Below are 18,390 nucleotides of genomic sequence, written 5' to 3'. Positions count from 1 at the left end.
AAATGCTGGCCAGCGGATCGGGGAGAGGAAATACCGCTATAATTCACACACGAGAGTCGCGACTGAGGAAGGGAAAATGACGATGCGGCGTGTGAAATTACTTTGTTCGGCGCTGATGCTGCTCGCCAGCCACAGCGCGCTGGCCGTTAGCTATCCGCTGCCGCCGGAGGGGAGCCGTCTGGTGGGCAGCGCATTTACCATTGCCGTGCCGGAGAACAACACTCAACCACTGGAAAGTTTTGCCGCCCAGTACGGCCAGGGGTTGAGCAATATGCTGGAGGCTAACCCCGGCGTCGATGTCTATTTGCCGCACTCCGGTTCGACGCTGACCATTCCGCAACAGCTGATCCTGCCTGACACCGTGCGGGAGGGGATCGTCATCAACGTCGCCGAGATGCGTCTCTATTATTACCCGCCGCTGGGCAATAGCGTGGAAGTCCTGCCAATCGGCATTGGTCAGGCGGGACGCGAAACGCCGCGTAACTGGGTGACGGCGGTAGAGCGCAAGCAGGAAGGGCCCACCTGGGTACCGACCGCCAATACCCGCCGCGAGTATGCGAAAGAGGGCAAAACGCTGCCGGCTATGGTGCCGCCCGGGCCCGATAATCCGATGGGGCTGTATGCGATCTATATCGGCAGGCTGTATGCCATCCACGGCACCAATGCCAACTTTGGTATCGGGCTGCGCGTCAGCCAGGGATGCATCCGCCTGCGTAATGACGACATTAAATTCCTGTTTGATAACGTCCCGGTGGGAACGCGCGTCCAGCTCATCGATCAGCCGGTGAAGTACAGCGTGGAGCCGGACGGCAGCCACTGGCTAGAGGTGCACGAGCCGCTGTCGCGCAACCGCGCGGAGTTTGAATCCGACAGAAAAGTCCCCTTGCCGATGACCTCGGCGCTGCGCGAGTTTACTCAGGGGCCGGGAGTGAGTCCTTCGCAGGCCGAGCAAACCCTGCAGCGCCGCTCCGGCATGCCGGTGAATATCAGCGCCACAGCGGCGCAGGGAAGTTTGTAGCGGTGGAAAAAGTTAAGCCTTGATGCGGGATGGCGGCCCGGCGGGACCCGAAAAGCAAAAAGCCTGCTTAAAAGCAGGCTTTTTAAATTTGGCTCCTCTGACTGGACTCGAACCAGTGACATACGGATTAACAGTCCGCCGTTCTACCGACTGAACTACAGAGGAATCGTGTGAACGAGGCGCATACTACTGGCCCGGCATTTTTGTGTCAACACTAAAATTAACCTGCTGATTCAAATGGCTAAATTTAGCTCAACACGTTGTTTTAGTGAACAGTGCGCCGATCGTCTTCGTCCTGCAGGCCATTCTCCCGTCTGCGCGCCAGCGGATCCTGGCGGTAAAAATGGCAAAAACGCTGCCACAGGGCCGGGAAGCGGGGCGCGAACAGTTCAGGCGCGCTGAAAAAATATTCCGAAAGGACGGCGAAGCACTCCGCGGGATCGGTGGCGGCATAGGCGTCAATGCTGGCTGCGCTTTCCCCCACCAGATCTATCTCATCCTGAATGTTGTTCATCGCCGCGTGGAGATCGTGCTCCCAGCCGGCGACTTCGCGCAGTGGGATCAGCGGCACCCCGCTGGCCCGATCGCCATTCCGCGTATCGAGCTTATGCGCTACCTCATGCACCACAAGGTTAAAGCCTGACGCATCAAAGGAGTCCTGAATATCCAGCCAGTTTAGCACCACGGGACCCTGCTGCCAGCTTTGCCCCGATTGCACCACCCGCTGGTTGTGGACCAGGCCAATATCATCCTCCCATTCATCATCCACGACAAACGGGGCAGGGTAGATCAGCACTTCATGAAAACCGTCCAGCCACTCTATCCCCAGCTCAAGTACCGGCAGGCAAAAGAGCATAGCTATCCGCGCCTGATGCAGCGGAGTCAGCTCCAGTCCCTGAAGCGCTACCAGACGTTTTTGCTGTAGGAAACGGCCAGCCATCTGCGTCAGCTTATGCTGCTCAGCGGGCGAAAGGTGGGCTAAAACCGGAATGGCAAGCGCTTGCTCCCAGGGCATCTCTGCGTTGCCGGACTCATCATCTGCTTTCCAGGGCCATTTAAACATCATATTGCTCGCAAAGTCGTCACTTGAACACGATTACCGAAACGGGAGCTATTAAAATGCCAAAGATCCTGGCATTATAGCAACCACAACAGCGGAGAGATGCCGGAGCGGCTGAACGGACCGGTCTCGAAAACCGGAGTAGGGGCAACTCTACCGGGGGTTCAAATCCCCCTCTCTCCGCCACTATTCTTTCTCTGACCATTCCCCTTCAATAACACCGTTAGCTTCAGGTATAACGCCTGCGCTGGGGTATCGCCATCATCATCGTCCTGGTTTCAGCGTAAAGACGCGGTACTGTGCCTTGTCTTTTTGTGGTCTTACCGCCGCAATTTGCCCGAACGAGCTTAAACGCATCATAAAGAGGGAAGGTACGCCTGGAAAGCGGCAATGTCGAAAAGAGTGATCTCAACGGAGCGGGAACAAGAAAAAGCCCGCTGAGCGCGGGCTTAGATGGGGATCAGAACTGGTAAACCAGACCGAGGGCCACGATATCATCGGTCGAGATACCGTTGTTGCTGTAGAAGCGGTCGTCTTCATCCAGCAGGTTGATTTTATAATCCACATAGGTGGACATATTTTTATTGAAGTAGTAGGTCATGCCGATGTCGACATACTTGACCAGATCCTTGTCGCCGAAGCGAGAAGAGGAGTAGAGATCTTTACCCTTTGATTGCAGATAGGCCACAGACGGACGCAGCGGTAAATTATACTCATCGAACTGGTACTGGGCGACGACTTCAAAGTTCTGCGTCTTGTTGGCAATAGCGCCGTTACCGTAGAAGGTCATGTTGCGGGTTTCCGCATACATGGCGGCCAGATAGATGTTGTTGGCGTCATATTTGGCGCCGACGGTCCAGGCGTCGGCTTTATCACCGTTGGCATAAATATGGCTGCTACGTGCTGCCGCCAGCTGGTTATGGGTACGGTCAGAAGATGAGTAGGCGGCCCCGAAGCTGATGCCCATATCGAGATCGTAGTAGCTGGAGATACCAAACCCGTCGCCATTTTCCCGCGCCAGTTTACGAGCACCACCGTTGTTAGTGCCTTCGCCAGAACCGGCGTTTTCATTATTACCCTGATACTGCAGGGCGAAATGCAGGCCGTCGACGAGGCCGAAGAAATCGCTGTTACGGTAGGTGGCCACCCCGTTGGTGCGGCCGGTCATGTAGACGTCGGTCTGGGTGTAGGTATCGCCGCCGAATTCTGGCAGCATATCAGTCCAGGATTCGATGTCGTACACCACGCCGTAATTACGGCCATAGTCCAGTGAGCCATAGTCAGCAAACTTCAGACCGGCGAAGGCCAGACGGGTCCAGGAATTCGCTCCTTCATTTTCGCTGGTATTGGCCTTGATATTGTATTCCCACTGACCGTAGCCGGTTAACTCGGAAGCGATCTGCGTTTCGCCTTTGATGCCAAAGCGTGCATAGGTCTGATCGCCGTCCTCTGAAGTGTCGTCTGAGAAATAGTGCAGGCCGGCGACTTTCCCGTAAAGGTCCAGTTTGTTGCCGTTGTTGTTATAGATTTCCGCGGCATTAACGGCATTGGCCATTAATAATACCGGAACCATGAGAGCCAGTACTTTTCTTTTCATTATATATTCCCTTTTAATAATAATTTCTGTGAATTATGACAATCCCTCCGGAATGACTATCAGATACTAACGACCAGGTTCATTTTTATTTAAAATAAAATATGTAAATAAATAATGTAAGATATTGCAAAATATTTCCAAACGGTTCGTTATATTAAATTTAAATGAATCTTCTTTTATTATTATTTTATTATATAGCAATGGGTTATGTTGCTTTGTTGCGGCCTCGGTTAACCAAATGAAATTATTTGTATAAATTTACGGCGAGAGGGTTATTCAGCATTTAAATATAATTTATGAGTCAAACTCGCCGGGGGAGATAAGTACAATACGCGGCATGGTTGATGTCGTTAATATTTAATCCTGTGGGTAAGTAATAAAGAACAAACCCTTGGGTATTTCCATTGGCAGCATAAGAGATAAGTAGGTGCAGAAGACAAGGATGAAACTGCTGCCTGTGGCGCAGGTTGGCGCTATAATGTGATGCGTGTCACGTTTTGGGTGGCAGTAGTATGATTTGTCACGGAGAAGAATGAGATGGAAGAGCAGGCAAAACGCAGCCCGGGCGGCAAACTCGCGCTCTGGGCGTTGTATGCCTTTTGCGGATATTGTGTCTGGGTCATTGTGCGTTACTGGTGGGTGGTAGGGAAAATTCACAGCGTTCCCGGCGCCAGCGCGGAGGGCGACTTTGGCACAATGGCAGGGAAATGGCTTGGCGCCCTGTTGGGGATGCTGGTGCTCGCCGGCATTGGCGCGATCCTTGGTGCTGTCGTCTGGTATACACGGCCCGCCAGAAGCAGGCGGGATCATCGGTCGTAAAGTTGCTATGCTCGAGGCTGACCTTCAGATAAGGAACGCCTATGAACCTGGTAGACTGGCAGCAACGATTTGAGCACTGGATACTGACGCACCACGCCCAGGAGGATGCGGCGCACGATCTGTCCCATTTTCGTCGCGTCTGGGCCACCGCCACCCGGCTGGCCGCCGGGGAGGTGGAAGTCGACAGGCTGGTGCTTCTCACGGCCTGCTATTTTCATGACATTGTCAGTCTGCCTAAAAATCATCCGGAGCGAAGCCGCTCTTCGATGATGGCTGCCGAGAAAACCCTTGCGATTTTGCAGTCGTCGTTTACCGATTTTCCCGCAGACCGCTATGCGGCGGTCAGCCATGCTATTGAGGCGCACAGCTTTAGCGCGGCGATCCCGCCGCGCACGCTGGAGGCGAAAATCGTCCAGGACGCCGACCGTCTCGAGTCGCTTGGGGCGATTGGCCTGGCGCGGGTCTTCGCCGTCGCCGGCGCCCTGAACACCATTCTGTTTGATGCCGACGATCCTTTCGCCGACCGGCGAGCGCTGGATGACAGAAAATATGCCCTCGACCATTTCCAGTGCAAACTCCTGCGCCTGCCGGAAACCATGCAGACCGCCGCAGGAAGGGCTATGGCGCAGCATAATGCGCGCTTCCTCGTTGAGTTTATGGCCAAGATCAGCGCGGAGCTGAAGGGGGAGCCTATGGCGCTGGATGAGGCGGTTTTACGCCGCTTTGCACCGCAGCCGTCAACCGACCAGTGATTTATGGTACTCTCTGCAAAAATCGTCCGCGCTGGTTGAGGATATGCCACAAAAGTTAATCAAGGAAAACAGGTCGTTGTCATTGACGGAGCAGGCCGGTGAAGAGGCTCAGGCGCTGCTGCGTCAGCTGATGACGATCTACGATGTGAAAACGCTGGTCGCCGAGCTGGTTAGCGTCGGGGAGCAGCACTGGAGCGCGGCGATCCTCAAGCGCGTGGCGGCCCTCGGCCGCGCGGCGGGGCGTTTGCGTCCGCAGGAGGTCGCTCATCTGGCGACGCTGCTGCCGTCGCCGCCGGCCCATCATCCGCACTATGGGTTCCGCTTTGTCGATCTGTTTGCCGGTATCGGCGGGATCCGCAGTGGTTTTGAAGCCATCGGCGGGCAGTGCGTCTTTACCAGCGAGTGGAATAAGCATGCGGTGCGCACCTATAAGGCCAACTGGTATTGCGATCCGCAGCAACACCGTTTCAATGAAGATATCCGCGATATCACCCTCAGCCATCGCCCCGACGTTAGCGATGACGAGGCGGCGCAGCATATCCGCGAGACTATCCCGCAGCATGATGTGCTGCTGGCCGGCTTTCCCTGCCAGCCTTTCTCACTCGCCGGCGTATCGAAAAAAAATGCCATGGGTCGCGCCCACGGCTTTGCCTGCGAAACCCAGGGGACGCTGTTTTTTGATGTGGTGAGAATTATCGCCGCCCGTCAGCCGGCGTTCTTTGTGCTGGAGAATGTTAAAAATCTCAAAAGTCACGATCAGGGACGCACCTTCCGCATCATCATGCAGACACTGGATGAGCTGGGGTATGAGGTCGCTGACGCCGGGCATAGCGGGCCGGACGATCCGAAAGTGATCGACGGGCGCCATTTCTTACCACAGCACCGGGAGCGCATCGTGCTGGTAGGCTTCCGTCGCGATCTGCAGCTGCACGAAGGGTTTACGCTGCGCGATATCGCGGCGCTTTACCCGGCGGTTCGGCCAACGTTTGGCGAGCTGCTGGAGCCGACGGTGGATGCCAAATTTATCCTCACGCCGGTGCTGTGGAAATATCTTTATCGCTATGCGCGCAAGCATCAGGCGCGGGGCAATGGCTTTGGTTATGGCCTGGTGGACCCCGCGAATCCCCACAGTGTGGCCCGGACGCTCTCCGCCCGCTACTATAAAGATGGCGCCGAAATTCTCGTCGATCGCGGCTGGGACCGGCCGCTGGGCGAGACGCATTTTGACGATCCGCAGAATCAACAGCGGCGTCCTCGTCGGCTGACGCCGCGGGAGTGCGCCCGATTGATGGGCTTCGAATCGCCTCAGGGGGCGCGTTTCCGCATCCCGGTGTCGGATACCCAGGCCTATCGTCAGTTCGGCAACTCGGTAGTGGTTCCGGTCTTCGCCGCGGTGGCGAAGCTCCTGGCCCCGCGCATCGCTCAGGCGGTGGCGCGTCGCGAAGCGGATGATAACGATGGCGGATGTTCACGATAAAACCACACGCAGTAAAAATATGCGGGCTATCGCCACGCGCGATACGGCGATCGAAAAGCGGATAGCGGCGCTGTTGACTCAGGCGGGATTCACCTTTATTGCTCAGGATCGCGAGCTGCCGGGGCGCCCCGATTTCGCTTTACCCGACTACCGTTGCGTCATCTTTACCCACGGCTGTTTCTGGCACCACCATGACTGTTACCTGTTTAAGGTGCCGGCCACCCGGACGGCGTTCTGGCTGGACAAGATCGCCGGCAACGTAGCGCGCGATGCCCGTGACCGGCAAAAGCTGGCCGCGCAGGGCTGGCGGGTTCTTATCGTCTGGGAGTGCGCCCTGCGCGGTCGCCTGAAGCTGAATGACGAGGCGCTCACCGAGCGTCTGGAAGAGTGGATCTGCGGCGCCGGACACGACGCGCAGATCGACACCCAGGGGATCCGCGAACTGGCGCTTATTTCGACGCCTTACAAGGGGTAGCTTCGCTGCGAACCGGGAAGAGATATTTGCCCAGCGTCACCAGCACGACGGCGAAAATAATCACCGCCAGCGCCAGCCACTCGATCAGTGACAGGCTTTCGCCACCGAATCCGGTGCCAAGGAGAACCGCTACCACCGGGTTGACATAGGCGTAGCTGGTGGCCACCGCCGGGGTGACATTGCGGATCAAAAACATGTAGGCGTTGATGGCAATCAGCGAGCCAAAGATAGCCAGGTAGGCTACGGCGGCGATCCCGGACCACGACGGAACGCGGGTTAAGGTTTCACCGCTCAGCCATGAGGCGGCCAGCAGGACGATCCCGGCGGCGAGCATCTCGATTGCCCCCGCCATCATGCCGGTCGGCAGCACGATCCGCGAGCCGTAAACCGAGCCGAAGGCCCAGCTCAGAGAGCCAATCAGAATCAGCAGTGCGCCCCAGGGGTTGCCGTTCAGGTTGCCCCCGCTGTTAAGCATCACAATACCCGCGAGGCCAATGGCAATCCCCAGCCACTCCAGCTTCCGAGTGGCGATGCCGAAAAAGCGGCTGAAGCACAGGGTGAACAGCGGAACGGTGGCGACCATCACCGCGGCGATCCCGGAGGGAACGTGCTGATGTTCGGCCAGGGTGACAAAGCCGTTGCCGACGGCCAGCAGCAAAACCCCGATCAGCGCGGCATTAAGCAACGGCCTGCGGGCCGGCAGTTTATGGCCGGTGGCCAACAGCCATCCCAGCAGCAGCACGCCGGCAGAGAGAAAGCGAATTCCGGCCATCATCAGCGGCGGCCAGCTGGCGACGCCGACGGCGATGGCGAAATAGGTAGAGCCCCAAATGATATACAGCGCAAACAGCGCCCCGATAAGCGGTAACAGCTGACGGGTAGACATACTTCCTCACGACGGTGCAGAGATAGAAAGGGGACATATAGTAAACGTGAAAACTATCCTGCTGGCGAGCGCTTAATTTGCGCCAGGTTGTTAAATTTATATTGACTAATTGTACCTTGGGCAGCGGCCGTTTTTTAACGCATACTCGAGGGAGACATTGATGAAAAGAGAAGGAAAATCATTTTGGCAGGAAGTAGTCTTTTAACATTACTTGATGATATCGCCACGCTGCTGGACGATATCTCCATGATGGGCAAGCTGGCGGCGAAAAAAACGGCGGGGGTGCTGGGCGACGATCTTTCCCTGAATGCCCAACAGGTGACCGGCGTGCGGGCAAATCGTGAGCTGCCCGTGGTCTGGGGCGTGGCGAAAGGGTCGTTCGTCAATAAAATCATCCTCGTGCCGCTGGCCCTGCTGATCAGCGCCTTTATTCCCTGGGCGATCACGCCGCTGCTGATGGTGGGTGGCGCGTTTCTCTGTTTTGAAGGGGTGGAGAAGGTGCTCCACAGTCTGGAAGCGCGTAAGCACAAGGAGGACCCAGCGCAACGGCAGCAGCGTCTTCAGGCGTTGGCGGATCGTGACCCGCTGGCCTTTGAGCGTGACAAAGTAAAAGGCGCGATTCGCACCGACTTTATTTTGTCCGCGGAAATTGTCGCCATCACCCTCGGCATTGTCGCGGAAGCGCCGCTGCTGAATCAGATCCTCATTCTCTCAGGGATCGCGATTCTGGTCACCGTCGGGGTCTATGGCCTGGTGGGGGTGATCGTCAAGCTGGATGACATGGGTTACTGGCTGGCGGAGAAACGCAGTACGCTGGCGCAGTGGCTGGGCAAAGGGTTATTGGCCGTGGCTCCCTGGCTGATGAAACTGCTCTCTGTCGTCGGGACGCTGGCCATGTTCCTCGTTGGCGGCGGGATTGTGGTCCACGGTATTGCGCCGCTGCACCATGCCATTGAGCACTGGAGCGCGGGCCTGGGCGGCATGTTGGCCGCCTTGCTGCCGATGGTGGTCAATCTGGTGCTGGGTTTTATCATCGGTGCGGTGGTCCTGGCCGGCGTCAAGGCGGTGAGCCGCCTGCGTGGCGCGGCGAAGTAGTCAGGTGCGGCGCAGCGTATTGGCGCCGCGTGGTCTACGCTAAAAGCGCGTCCGGTATCGACAGAAACCGCGTGCGCTGACGACGTCAGGTTTGCGCAACGTACTACGAGAGAAAGATGGATAAGCCACTGCGGTTGAAGTTGAAAAAGCGCTACTTCCTGACTCGCCCGGCACATGTGGTTAACGTTTGTTTTATCGTGGTGCTATTTTTCTCCACGCTGCTGATCTGGCGTGAAATCAACGTCCTGGAAGAGGCCTACGTGGCGAACCAGCGCAATAATCTGGCTAATGTCGCGCATGAAATGGATGGGCTGCTGCAGTTTAACATCGACAGGATGATGTTTTTTCGCCACGGTATGCAGTCCGCACTTGAACGCCCCCTCGACGTCGATGTGTTGCACGAGGCCAGCCAGCGCTATCTGAACCAGCGCCATCAGGAGATTTGGCGGGTGGCGCTCCCGAACCGCCGGACGCTGCCGGTGTTTGGCGTCTCGGAGAGCGTCGTCAGGGAGCACCCGCTGCTCTTGCCGGACGATCCGCTGGTGGTCAATGAACTGATGGCGACGCTGGAGCTGGGTTATCTGTTAAATCTGACGCAGCATGACCGCGATTTTGCCGAGCGGATGCAATATATCTCCCGCAGCGGCTTTTTCACCTCGACCCTGCCGCTGCGCGATGAATCGCAGGTGAAGACGCACTATTCGCGCGCTATCAGCGCCCTCTGGTTTACCCGGCAGACCCAGCGGAACAATCCGTACCGCGGCGTTATCTGGCAAACCTTTCCTGACGATGACCCGCAGCTGGAAGAGCAGGTGGTTACCGCCTCGATACCGCTGGATTTTGCCGGTTACTGGCGCGGCGTGCTGGCGATGGATTTCTCAGTCAGCGAAATAAAAGCTTTTTTAATCAGCGCGATGAAGGGCGGGCAGGAGGGGGAATACCAGCTTTATGACAGCCATCTTAGCCTGCTGGCCTCCTCTGCGCCGGGGAATGTCCTGACGCTGCTGTCGCCGCGCGAGCAGGAGCTGCTCAGCCGCGCGTTTGCCCATGATAACCAGGGCGGCCTGCGTCTGCTGACGCGCTATATCAGTTGGGCCAAACTACGGAATTTTGACGGCGTGCTGCTGCGGATCCACACCCTGCGGGAAGGCGTACGCGGCAACTTTGGCACCATCACCATCGCCCTGACCCTGATGTGGATCCTCTTCACCTTGATGCTGCTGCTCTCCTGGCTGGTGATCCGCCGTATGGTCCGCAATATGAGCGTCCTCCAGACCTCTCTGGAGTGGCAGGCCTGGCACGATGCCTTAACCCGCCTGCTCAATCGCGGGGCGCTGTTTGAAAAGGCGATGGCGCTCGCCAGCGCCTGCCAGCGCAGCGGACTACCGCTGGCGGTGATCCAGCTCGATCTGGATCACTTTAAGAGCATTAACGATCGCTATGGTCATCAGGCGGGTGACAGGGTGCTGTCGATGGTGGCCAGTACCCTTGCCGGCACTGTGCGGGAAGGCGATTTGCTGGGCCGCGTGGGGGGAGAGGAGTTTTGTGTCGTGCTGCCGAATACCACGCTGCAGGAAGCGGCGGCGATAGCGGAGCGGCTACGCCTGCGTATTCATGGCCGGGAGGTCTTTTTGCATAACAACGTGACGCTGCGGGTCAGCGCGTCGTTAGGGGTAAGCGCCAGCGAAGAGCAGGGAGAGTATCACTTTGAAGCGCTGCAGTCGGTCGCCGATGGTCGACTGTATCTGGCCAAGCAGAATGGCCGCAACCAGGTCTGTTTTCGCAGCGAAGCGTGAGTAAAACGTTTCGCTCGCGCCAGCGGATTTGAGATTTATCTTAAAGTAATGTCTGGCGATCGTACTATCGGATGAAACCGGTTTGCGGCTAAGCCTTCTCGCATCAGCCTTGCAGCCCTTTCTGCTGCGAAGCGCCGACTTTCTCAATATTTTGCGTCATGAATATCTCTTGTCATGCAAAATAATTGAGGATAATGTTTCAACGCATCGGATTTCCCGGTGTAACGAATTTTCAAGTGCTTCTTGCATTAGCAAGTTTGATCCCGACTCCTGCGAGTCGGGATTTTTTTCGCCCATCACTAGCGGTTGGCTTCACTGGCGCTGAAATCATGAATATCGAGTTCAAATGCCTCCGCCAGTTCGCGCCAGGTATGCGCCCCGCGGCCATCGATACTGGCGCGCTGAGGGTCATCGAGGATGCGGTGGACTTCGCTTTCGCTGATCTCATTAATCGCCGCCAGTAGAGCATCAACGTTGACATCAACGTCGTTCCCGGTCTGGTCTGTCAATCGGTTCTTCATCATTACCCCCCTCGCTGAGCGTCGCTCAAGCCTTTTTAAGTATAGTCGGTCTAAAAAAACGCCAGTCACCGGCCGCGACGCTGCGAGCGGCGTGGTTTTGTTCTACACTGGCTGAAAATAGAGAGGAGATGGATTATGCAGGTGAACGATCGTGTCACGGTGAAGACCGACGGTGGCCCACGTCGATCGGGCGTAGTGCTGGCAATTGAGTCGTTTAGCGAAGGGACGATGTATCTGGTTTCGCTGGAAGACTATCCCCTGGGGATCTGGTTTTTCAATGAAATAGGGCACCCGGATGGGATCTTCGTGGAAAAAGAAATCTCGTAAAACCGAACTGGCGGGACCACCGCCAGTTTGTTTCAGCGTAGATTCACCTGAATACCACTGGTAATGTTTTCGGTCAGCCGAACGATGTGGTAAATCACCTGCTTATTATGCGTCTGTATTTTCTTTTTAATATTACCTTTGTGCGATGATACCGTTTTCGCTTTGATGTTCATTTGCGTTGAAATTTGCGAAGTACCATGCCCGGCCATCCACATTTGCAGCATATTTGATTCTGTTTTGCTTAGCGACAACGTCGGTAAATTCAACTGCCCCAGGCTCGTGTTCTTGTATTTAAGATAATTAACCAGAATGACATCAAGGTCTTTTGGGGTGATCGATTTTGAACTGATTAGCAGATTCTTACGTACCCGCAGATAGCGGTCAAAATGGATGTTCGCCAGCGACATAAAAATCACAAACAGCGTCGCCGGATTTTGCGTGATGATCTGGCGAATAATGTTATTACTTTCATCATCATGCACAAAGCAATCTTCATTCAGAAACACCACCGCCGGGCAACATGACGCACAGTGCCTGTGCAGATCCTCAGCGCAGTTGACCTCAACGATTTCCTGTTTTTTAATTCCCCGACTGGTCAGATATCCCGTAAGTCCTAACCGGGTATAACTGCACAAATCCATAATCATCGTTGACATGACCCATCCTCAATCAACACGTAACGATATACACTTCGCACTGGCTGTGCGAAGCAGTCCTTGCGGGCGGTAATAATAGTAGGTTTAAGAAAGAACCCATTAGTTCCATTAAACTATTCCGCATCTCTGCATATAATTTGCCAGGAAAACTCTTAAAGTAAAGTCGAGAACCGGTAGTGTGAGCGAATTAAAAACAAAAAGTGCCCGTGGCTGCTATGGTTAGGCGCCAAAGATTCTTTTACTTTCAGAATTTCCTTATTTCATATGAAGGTCCGATGCCTGGCCGTGTTTTACCCGGCTTCTCCGCCCGCAGCGGGGGTGGAAGGCTTAACGCTTTAATGCCACAATACTTTTTTATCAGCTTGTGGGATGAATGATGAAACAGTTAGTTTTTGCTGGCATGGTGGTGGCGCTGGCCGGATGCGTGCAGGTTGATCGTTACGAAGACGTTGTTAAAGCCCCCGCGCCGGCAGGCCTGGAAGGCTACTGGCAGACGAAAGGGCCGCAGAGTGAGATGATGAGTCCGGACGCCATCGCCAGCCTGATCGTCACCAAAGATGGGGACACCTTCGACTGCCGCCAGTGGCAGCGCGTGATCGCCCAGCCGGGGAAACTGATGAACCGCGATAGCGATATCTACAACGTGACCGCTTCCCTGGATATCTACCCGATCGAGCGCGAGGGCAACACCCTTTCCTACGATCGTATGACGTTGACCCGCGTTGAACGTCTCACCCCGGAGTGCGAGAAAGCGTGGGCTAAAGCGCGTGCCACCGCTCCAGTCAGCGCGCCGACCACCGCGCACTAAGATTCCGGCGGGCCACCGCTGGCCCGTCCGGCGTCAGATGACTACAGCACCGCCTCCAGCACCCACACGCTGACGCTTCCTCCGTTACAGGTAAAGGTGGCGCAGCCTTCGCCGTCGGTTTCGACAATCTCTTCCCGATTGCCCAGGAAATCCCGCCAGCGTTTGTTGCCATAATTCTCGCCCAGCGTCAGGGTCTTTTCTCCCTCATCACCATTGGACATCACCACCACGCAGCCGGGATCCTCGTCCGTGCCGCTGCGGCTGAAGGCAATGCAGTTGGGGTGATCGAACCAGAGAGTCTGCACGCCGTGGGCAAAACGCTGTCGGGCGTCGATCAGCTCGTGGAGTTGTTCGATAACGGGCATTTCTATGGCGTAGGTTTGTCCGTCGCCGCCGGTATCCTCATAGGAGGCGCCGAAGAGATCGGCATAGAAGACCGAGGGTACGCCATTTTCACGCAACAGGATCAGCGCATAGGCCAGCGGTTTAAACCATGGCTCAACAGGCGCCTCGAGCGCCTGCAGCGGCTGGGTATCATGGTTGGTGACCAGGGTGACGGCATGGAAGGGGTCGGCTTCCACCAGCGTCCCGCTGAAAATCTGGCTCATGTCGTAATCGCGCCCCTGGCGGGACGCTTCATGAAATTTCATCTGCAGCGGGGCGTCGAACAGCATCGTCTTGCCCTCGACCAGATCGATATACTGCTGGAGCTTTTCCACTTCATGGGACCAGTATTCCGCAACAATAAACAGCGGCTGCGGGGCTACCTCCTGAACATGCTCGATCCACGCTTTGTAAAACCATGCGGGGATATGCTTCACAGCGTCAAGACGAAAACCGTCGCAACCGGTTTGCTCCATCACCCAGCGCGCCCAGTATTTAATCTCTTCGGTGACGGCGTGATTACGAAAATCGATATTGGCGCCCATCAGGTAGTCGAAGTTGCCAAGCTCGTCATCGACCTGTTCATTCCAGCCTTCGCCGGTGTAGTCGTTGACGATTTTAAATACACCGTCTTCTGTCGGATTCTCGATGTGGTCAATGCCGCTAAAGCACTTGTAGTCCCAGACAAACTGCGAATACTGCCCGGCGCGCACCGGGAAGGTATAGCGAGTCCATGCCTCGCACTCGATAATCGTCTCGTCAATTTGCGTGCGATCCTGCTCATCGACGCGCTGCACGCGCAGGGCCTCTTTTTCATCGGCGCCCATTTTATGGTTCACCACCACGTCCAGCAGCACGGCGATGTCGTGCTCCTTCAGGGCGTTGATTGCCGCCAGCAGCTGGGTCTTATCGCCATATTTGGTGGCGACAGAGCCCTTTTGATCAAACTCGCCGAGGTCGAAGAGATCGTAGGTGTCATAGCCGACGGAATAGCCGCCCGAGGCGCCTTTGTAGGCGGGGGGCAACCAGACCATATTGATGCCGATTTCGTTAAGACTGGGGGCCAGCGCTTCGACTTCACGCCACAGTTCGCCGCCGGCGGGGTAGTACCAGTGAAAACATTGCAACAAGGTGGGGTTTTTCATCTTCCATGCTCCAGACGTCAACAGGCTGACCTTTGCAGTATGGGAGATATCCCGCAAAACGGGTGAGGAAAGCCCTGAATTTCGCTATACCCTAAAGCGGATCATATATAATAAATTTGCATAAGATGTAGCGTAACGATGTTGGTGTCGGGCCGTTAAGCGCTTTACACTACAGGAAAATCCTAACCTTCGGGGTATCTATGAAATTAGCACTTCTGGGTCGTCAGGCGCTGATGGGCGCGATGGCCGTTGTTTTGATGGCTGGCGTTAGCGTGAAAACTTTTGCGGCGGAAAACCTGCTCAATCAGATTAAAGAGCGCGGCACCCTGCGCGTGGGCCTCGAAGGCACCTATCCTCCTTTTAGCTTCCAGGGCGATGACGGTAAGCTGACCGGCTTTGAAGTGGAGTTCGCCAACGAGCTGGCGAAACATCTGGGCGTGAAGGCTGACCTCAAACCGACCAAGTGGGACGGTATGCTGGCCTCGCTGGATTCCAAGCGCATTGACGTGGTGATTAACCAGGTCACTATCTCTGATGAACGTAAGAAAAAATACGATTTCTCCACCCCGTACACGATCTCCGGTGTGCAGGCGCTGGTGAAGAAAGGCAACGAAGGCGCGATTAAAACCGCGGCGGATCTGAAAGGCAAGAAAGTGGGCGTCGGGCTGGGCACTAACTATGAAGAGTGGCTGCGTCAGAACGTCCAGGGCGTGGATGTCCGCACCTATGATGACGATCCGACCAAATACCAGGATCTGCGCGTAGGCCGTATTGACGCGATTCTGGTTGACCGTCTGGCGGCGCTGGATCTGGTGAAGAAAACTAACAACACGCTGGCGGTAACCGGCGAAGCGTTCTCCCGTCAGGAAGCTGGCGTTGCACTGCGCAAAGGCAACGATGACCTGCTGAAAGCGGTAGATGGCGCGATCGCGGATATGCAGAAAGATGGCAGCCTGAAGGCCCTGTCAGAGAAATGGTTTGGCGCTGACGTGACAAAATAAAGGCCAGCGGTGAAAAAAGGCGCTCCTGGAAGCGCCTTTTTTTATTTAGCGCGTAACTGTGTGCATAATGAAGCATAACTGAGTCAGGAGGGGCCATGTCACTGCAAAATTTAACCCGCTTTCCGCGTCTGGAATTGATCGGCGCGCCGACGCCGCTGGAGTATCTGCCGCGTCTGTCCGATCACCTCGGGCGCGAAATTTTTATCAAACATGATGATACGACGCCGCTGGCGATGGGGGGAAACAAACTGCGCAAGCTGGAGTTTCTCGCCGCCGATGCGCTGCGCGAAGGGGCGGATACTTTAATTACCGCCGGCGCGATCCAGTCAAACCATGTGCGCCAGACGGCGGCGGTCGCCGCCAAACTGGGCCTGCACTGCGTGGCGCTGCTGGAAAATCCCATCGGCACCCGTGCGGAGAATTATCTGAGCAATGGCAACCGCCTGCTGCTGGATCTGTTTAATACCCAGGTTGAGATGTGCGATGCCCTGACCGATCCCGCTGCGCAGCTCGACGAGCTGGCGACCCGTATCGAAGCGCAGGGGTACCGCCCGTATGTCATTCCGGTCGGCGGTTCAAACGCCCTTGGGGCGCTAGGCTATGTGGAAAGCGCGCTGGAAATCGCCCAGCAGTGCGAAGACGCGGTGGAGATTTCGTCGGTGGTGGTGGCCTCCGGGAGCGCCGGCACCCATGCCGGACTGGCGGTCGGCCTTGAACAGCTGATGCCGCAGGCGGAACTGATTGGGGTGACGGTGTCGCGCGCGGTTGCCGACCAGCTGCCGAAAGTGGTAGCGCTGCAGCAGGCCGTGGCCAACAGCCTTGAGCTGCAGGCGAAAGCCGACATCATCCTGTGGGACGATTACTTTGCCCCAGGCTACGGGACGCCAAATGAGGAAGGAATGGCCGCCGTGAAGCTGCTGGCGCAACTGGAAGGTATTTTGCTCGACCCGGTTTATACCGGCAAAGCGATGGCCGGACTTATCGATGGCATTACGCAGAAACGCTTTAAGGATGAAGGGCCGATTTTGTTCGTCCATACCGGCGGAGCGCCGGCGCTGTTTGCCTATCATCCTCACCTCTAATACAGAAACCACAGCATGCAAGAAAGTATTCAACTGGTCATCGATTCTGCGCCTTTTCTGCTGAAAGGCGCCGTCTTTACGCTGCAGCTGAGCATTGGCGGGATGTTTTTCGGCCTGGTGCTGGGCTTTATCCTGGCGCTGATGCGCATGTCGACCCTCTGGCCGGTAAAATGGCTGGCGCGCATGTATATCTCCATTTTTCGCGGGACACCGCTTATCGCTCAGCTGTTTATGATCTACTACGGTTTGCCGCAGTTTGGCATTGAGCTTGACCCGATCCCGGCGGCGATGATCGGCTTATCGCTGAACACGGCGGCCTACGCGGCGGAAACCCTGCGCGCGGCCATCGCCTCGATTGACAAAGGGCAATGGGAAGCGGCGGCCAGTATCGGTATGACCCCCTGGCAGACGATGCGTCGGGCTATTTTACCCCAGGCGGCGCGGGTCGCTTTGCCGCCGCTCTCTAACAGTTTTATCAGCCTGGTAAAAGATACCTCGCTGGCGGCGACGATCCAGGTGCCGGAGCTGTTCCGTCAGGCGCAGCTTATCACCTCGCGTACGCTGGAGGTCTTCACCATGTATCTGGCCGCCTCTCTGATCTACTGGGTGATGGCGACGGTACTCTCCTCGCTGCAGAACTATTTTGAAAACCAGCTGAACCGCCAGGAGCGTGATCCGAAATGAGTGCGATTGAAGTAAAAAGCCTGGTGAAAAAATTCCATGGCCAGACGGTGCTCCACGGTATCGACCTCGAGGTGCAGGAAGGCGAAGTGGTGGCAATCATCGGCCCCAGCGGCTCGGGTAAAACCACCCTGCTGCGCAGCATTAATCTGCTGGAGCAACCGGAGAGCGGCACTATCCGCGTCGGCGATGTGACGATAGACGCTGGTCGCAGCCTCGGGCCGCAAAAAGGGCTTATCCGTCGGCTGCGCCAGCACGTTGGCTTTGTCTTCCAGAACTTCAACCTGTTTCCCCACCGGACGGTGCTGGAGAACATCATTGAAGGGCCGGTCATCGTAAAAGGTGAAGACAAGCAGGAGTCGATGGCGCGGGCGCGCGATCTGCTGGCGAAAGTGGGCCTCAGCGGCAAAGAGAACAGCTATCCGCGCCGCCTCTCTGGCGGGCAGCAGCAGCGGGTCGCCATTGCCCGCGCGCTGGCCATGCGTCCGGACGTGATCCTGTTTGATGAACCGACCTCGGCTCTCGATCCCGAGCTGGTAGGGGAGGTGCTCAATACCATCCGCCAGCTGGCGCAGGAGAAACGTACCATGGTTATCGTGACCCATGAAATGAGCTTCGCTCGCGACGTTGCCGATCGGGCGATTTTTATGGATCAGGGACGCATCGTTGAACAAGGCGAGGCCAAAGCGCTGTTCGCCTCGCCTCAGCAGCCGCGTACCCGCCAGTTCCTCGAAAAATTCCTGATGCAATAGAGCAGGCGCAGGCGCGGCGGCTCGCCTTCGTGTGAGCCGCCGCAATGAGCCCAATTCC

General features: G+C 56.4%; 19 protein-coding genes and 2 tRNA genes. 14 read left to right on the top strand and 7 right to left on the bottom strand.

Translation table 11 applies throughout. The annotated features are described in order from the left end of the window. The first annotated feature begins 76 nt into the window (after positions 1 to 76). Entirely contained in the window at positions 77 to 1,018 is a 942-nt protein-coding gene (ldtA, locus tag ACQUTP_RS05420) for a L,D-transpeptidase (RefSeq protein WP_064757110.1), read from the top strand. Positions 1,019 to 1,107: 89 nt separating this feature from the next. On the opposite strand, the gene ACQUTP_RS05415 is transcribed toward ldtA, so the two are convergent. Next, a tRNA-Asn gene (locus tag ACQUTP_RS05415) sits at positions 1,108 to 1,183 on the bottom strand. Between the two features lie 100 nt (positions 1,184 to 1,283). Further along, entirely contained in the window at positions 1,284 to 2,084 is an 801-nt protein-coding gene (gene mtfA, locus ACQUTP_RS05410; RefSeq protein ID WP_072140495.1) for a DgsA anti-repressor MtfA, read from the bottom strand. 90 nt (positions 2,085 to 2,174) lie between these two features. Between mtfA and ACQUTP_RS05405 the strand changes: the two genes are divergently transcribed. Then, a tRNA-Ser gene (locus ACQUTP_RS05405) sits at positions 2,175 to 2,264 on the top strand. Positions 2,265 to 2,538: 274 nt separating this feature from the next. Here the strand turns inward: ACQUTP_RS05405 and ompC are convergent. Continuing rightward, complete coding sequence (gene ompC, locus ACQUTP_RS05400) at positions 2,539 to 3,675, bottom strand: porin OmpC (RefSeq protein WP_080846957.1); 1,137 nt, start codon at positions 3,673 to 3,675, stop codon at positions 2,539 to 2,541. Positions 3,676 to 4,212: 537 nt separating this feature from the next. Here ompC and drpB point away from each other — a divergent pair. From drpB to ACQUTP_RS05380, 4 genes are all read left to right on the top strand, one after another. After that, positions 4,213 to 4,494, top strand: coding sequence for a cell division protein DrpB (drpB, locus tag ACQUTP_RS05395; protein ID WP_004203489.1), 282 nt, complete (start codon positions 4,213 to 4,215; stop codon positions 4,492 to 4,494). Between the two features lie 41 nt (positions 4,495 to 4,535). Next, positions 4,536 to 5,246 carry a phosphohydrolase gene (locus ACQUTP_RS05390; protein ID WP_004203487.1) on the top strand — a complete coding sequence of 237 codons (711 nt, stop codon included), beginning with the start codon at positions 4,536 to 4,538 and terminating at the stop codon, positions 5,244 to 5,246. 76 nt (positions 5,247 to 5,322) lie between these two features. Continuing rightward, the gene (locus ACQUTP_RS05385; RefSeq protein WP_285755187.1) at positions 5,323 to 6,723 is read left to right on the top strand and encodes a DNA cytosine methyltransferase; all 1,401 of its coding nucleotides are present in this window, start codon (positions 5,323 to 5,325) and stop codon (positions 6,721 to 6,723) included. After that, positions 6,704 to 7,198, top strand: coding sequence for a very short patch repair endonuclease (locus ACQUTP_RS05380; RefSeq protein WP_285755006.1), 495 nt, complete (start codon positions 6,704 to 6,706; stop codon positions 7,196 to 7,198). Before ACQUTP_RS05385 ends, ACQUTP_RS05380 begins: the two co-directional genes overlap by 20 nt. Here ACQUTP_RS05380 and yedA read toward each other — a convergent pair. After that, complete coding sequence (gene yedA, locus ACQUTP_RS05375) at positions 7,173 to 8,084, bottom strand: drug/metabolite exporter YedA (protein ID WP_004203484.1); 912 nt, start codon at positions 8,082 to 8,084, stop codon at positions 7,173 to 7,175. The genes ACQUTP_RS05380 and yedA overlap by 26 nt on opposite strands. 183 nt (positions 8,085 to 8,267) lie before the next feature. Here yedA and ACQUTP_RS05370 point away from each other — a divergent pair, with 183 nt between their 5' ends. Next, a complete protein-coding gene (locus tag ACQUTP_RS05370) occupies positions 8,268 to 9,179 on the top strand; it encodes a DUF808 domain-containing protein (protein ID WP_023318643.1) in 912 nt (303 codons plus the stop codon). 116 nt (positions 9,180 to 9,295) lie between these two features. Next, positions 9,296 to 10,975: a cellulose biosynthesis regulator diguanylate cyclase DgcQ gene (dgcQ, locus tag ACQUTP_RS05365; RefSeq protein ID WP_004203479.1), complete on the top strand. Its 1,680-nt coding sequence runs from the start codon at positions 9,296 to 9,298 to the stop codon at positions 10,973 to 10,975. 299 nt (positions 10,976 to 11,274) lie between these two features. On the opposite strand, the gene yodD is transcribed toward dgcQ, so the two are convergent. After that, on the bottom strand, positions 11,275 to 11,496 hold the full coding sequence (gene yodD / locus ACQUTP_RS05360) for a YodD family peroxide/acid resistance protein (protein WP_004203478.1): 222 nt from the start codon (positions 11,494 to 11,496) through the stop codon (positions 11,275 to 11,277). Positions 11,497 to 11,631: 135 nt separating this feature from the next. On the opposite strand from yodD, the gene dsrB reads away from it, so the two are divergent. Then, positions 11,632 to 11,823, top strand: a complete 192-nt coding sequence (gene dsrB, locus ACQUTP_RS05355) for a protein DsrB (RefSeq protein ID WP_004203477.1) — start codon at positions 11,632 to 11,634, stop codon at positions 11,821 to 11,823. 32 nt (positions 11,824 to 11,855) lie between these two features. On the opposite strand, the gene rcsA is transcribed toward dsrB, so the two are convergent. Beyond that, entirely contained in the window at positions 11,856 to 12,479 is a 624-nt protein-coding gene (rcsA, locus tag ACQUTP_RS05350) for a transcriptional regulator RcsA (RefSeq protein WP_004203475.1), read from the bottom strand. 373 nt (positions 12,480 to 12,852) lie between these two features. Here rcsA and yedD point away from each other — a divergent pair, with 373 nt between their 5' ends. Then, complete coding sequence (gene yedD, locus ACQUTP_RS05345) at positions 12,853 to 13,287, top strand: lipoprotein YedD (protein WP_072140493.1); 435 nt, start codon at positions 12,853 to 12,855, stop codon at positions 13,285 to 13,287. Positions 13,288 to 13,328: 41 nt separating this feature from the next. Here yedD and amyA read toward each other — a convergent pair whose 3' ends face one another. Beyond that, a complete protein-coding gene (gene amyA, locus ACQUTP_RS05340) occupies positions 13,329 to 14,816 on the bottom strand; it encodes an alpha-amylase (protein WP_004203469.1) in 1,488 nt (495 codons plus the stop codon). A 200-nt stretch (positions 14,817 to 15,016) separates the two neighbouring features. Here amyA and tcyJ point away from each other — a divergent pair, with 200 nt between their 5' ends. The 4 genes from tcyJ (at position 15,017) to tcyN (ending at position 18,332) form a co-directional block, all read left to right on the top strand. Then, complete coding sequence (gene tcyJ, locus ACQUTP_RS05335) at positions 15,017 to 15,817, top strand: cystine ABC transporter substrate-binding protein (protein WP_004203468.1); 801 nt, start codon at positions 15,017 to 15,019, stop codon at positions 15,815 to 15,817. A gap of 95 nt (positions 15,818 to 15,912) precedes the next feature. Then, entirely contained in the window at positions 15,913 to 16,899 is a 987-nt protein-coding gene (gene dcyD, locus ACQUTP_RS05330; protein ID WP_428902352.1) for a D-cysteine desulfhydrase, read from the top strand. Positions 16,900 to 16,914: 15 nt separating this feature from the next. Then, the gene (tcyL, locus tag ACQUTP_RS05325) at positions 16,915 to 17,583 is read left to right on the top strand and encodes a cystine ABC transporter permease (protein ID WP_004203466.1); all 669 of its coding nucleotides are present in this window, start codon (positions 16,915 to 16,917) and stop codon (positions 17,581 to 17,583) included. Beyond that, entirely contained in the window at positions 17,580 to 18,332 is a 753-nt protein-coding gene (gene tcyN, locus ACQUTP_RS05320) for an L-cystine ABC transporter ATP-binding protein TcyN (protein ID WP_004203465.1), read from the top strand. The genes tcyL and tcyN overlap by 4 nt, the downstream gene beginning before the upstream one ends. Positions 18,333 to 18,390 lie beyond the last annotated feature (58 nt).

It is taken from the genome of Klebsiella sp. 2-CIP_Kleb. (assembly GCF_050378715.1).
Taxonomy (GTDB): Bacteria; Pseudomonadota; Gammaproteobacteria; order Enterobacterales; family Enterobacteriaceae; genus Klebsiella; species Klebsiella quasipneumoniae.
Note: the sequence above shows the minus strand (reverse complement) of the source record. Positions and strands in the feature narration are given on the sequence as shown.